The following is a 1,001-nucleotide window of genomic DNA, read 5'->3' on the forward strand; positions in this document are numbered from 1 at the left end:
ACGAAAAGAGCCTTCACTCTATTCTCGTTTGGATTTTGCGTATAACGGAACATCACCAGCAAAGCTACTCGAAAACAATGCCGATACACCGACAAGTTTGTTTGAAACGGGTTTTTGGCAATGGGTGTGGCTGGAAGATGTAGTTAACAAAGCTCGAATTCATCAAGCTGCGGATCAAGTCAATATTCTTCAAGACTTTCTAATTGAGCGCTTTGCGGAGATAGCCAAATATCAACCGGGACAAACTCTCCACTTTAGCTGTTGCAAGTACACAGAAGAAGATAAAGCGACTGTCCAGTATTTAGAAGATTGCGCGCGCGAGGCGGGGCTAGCGACAGCTTTTGTGCACGTCGAAGATATTGGTGTAACGGAAGACGGAAAATTTGTGGATGTGGACGAACGAGCCATTCGTTGGATGTTCAAACTTTATCCTTGGGAATTCATGTTTGAAGAGGAATACGCGAAATACTTAGCGACTGCAAATGTCAACTGGCTAGAACCCATGTGGAAATCGATTTTATCCAATAAAGCACTTTTGCCATTGTTGTGGGAACGCTTTCCAAATCATCCCAATCTTTTGCCTGCCTATTTTGCTAATGACCCAAAAGCGAGTTGTTTGAACGATTATGTCATCAAACCGTTATTCTCACGGGAGGGGGCGAATATTGAGATCGTCAAAGATGGAAAGCGCTTGGTGAAAACGCCGGGGCCTTATGAATCGAAGTTCAATATCGTTCAGAAATATCATCCGTTGCCTAAGTTTGGGCAGAACCATACGTTAATCGGTAGTTGGCTCGTCAATGATAGAGCGGCGGGTATTTCGATTCGTGAAGATAGTAGCCTAGTGACACAAGATATGGCGCGCTACATTCCACATGTGATTTTGACGTAATGAAAAAGCTCTCCATTCGGAGAGCTTTTTCATATCAGATGTTCAATTTCAATGATCAACGATTACGTTATTTTATTGCTCTTCAGCCAACGCAACACCGCGTTGAGTA

The 1,001-nt window shown here is 43.4% G+C and carries 1 protein-coding gene; it reads left to right on the top strand.

The window, feature by feature from the left end:
* Positions 1 to 892, top strand: an 892-nt coding sequence (locus R7E42_RS25890) for a glutathionylspermidine synthase family protein (protein WP_318073370.1), incomplete at its 5' end; no start/stop codon positions are given.
* Between the last annotated feature and the right edge of the window lie 109 nt (positions 893 to 1,001).

The sequence above is a fragment of the Vibrio sp. Vb1337 genome (assembly GCF_033338715.1).
In the GTDB taxonomy this organism is placed as follows: Bacteria; Pseudomonadota; Gammaproteobacteria; order Enterobacterales; family Vibrionaceae; genus Vibrio; species Vibrio alginolyticus.